Origin of the sequence: Phaeovibrio sulfidiphilus (assembly GCF_014861485.1) — a bacterium.
Lineage (GTDB): Bacteria > Pseudomonadota > Alphaproteobacteria > Rhodospirillales > Rhodospirillaceae > Phaeovibrio > Phaeovibrio sulfidiphilus.
Map to the genome: position 1 here is coordinate 1 of NZ_JACZHT010000023.1, position 544 is coordinate 544.

Consider the following 544-nt stretch of genomic DNA (forward strand, 5'->3'; position numbering starts at 1 on the left):
CAAAGCCCGTCCCTGCACCCCGGGTTTCTGGCACGGAGGTTGATATGCGCGTTCTCGTTGTCGAAGACGATCTCTCGACCCAGAAGGCGGTGGAGCTGATCTTGAAACGTGAGGGCTGGGCCGTCGATCTCACATCGACCGGCGAGGAGGCGTTCGACTTTGTGCGAGCCTACGAGTACGACGCCCTGATTGTCGACCTGTCCCTGCCGGACACGGACGGCATCGACCTGATCCGCAGGATGCGCGCGGCCCGGGTCCAGACACCGGTGGTCATCCTGTCGGGCTACGGCGAGGCCGAGAGGAAGGTCCGGGGGCTGGATGTGGGCGCCGACGACTATGTCACCAAGCCCTATGACCGCAGCGAGCTCGTGGCCCGGATCCAGGCGGTGGTGCGCCGGTCCATGGGGCACGCCCGCTCCGTTGTGCAGATCGGGCGCCTGGAGATCGACCTGGCCTCCCACACCGCCCGGGTGGGCGGCGAGATGGTCCCCCTGACGGCCAAGGAATACGCCATTTTGGAGCTGCTGGCCCTGCGCAAGGGGGC

1 protein-coding gene is annotated in these 544 nt (G+C 66.7%); it reads left to right on the forward strand.

Annotated features, from left to right (window positions below):
- Positions 1-44: 44 nt before the first annotated feature.
- Positions 45-544 (forward strand): response regulator transcription factor (locus IHV25_RS10245; protein WP_192535027.1); only part of this gene is annotated, 500 nt, incomplete at its 3' end.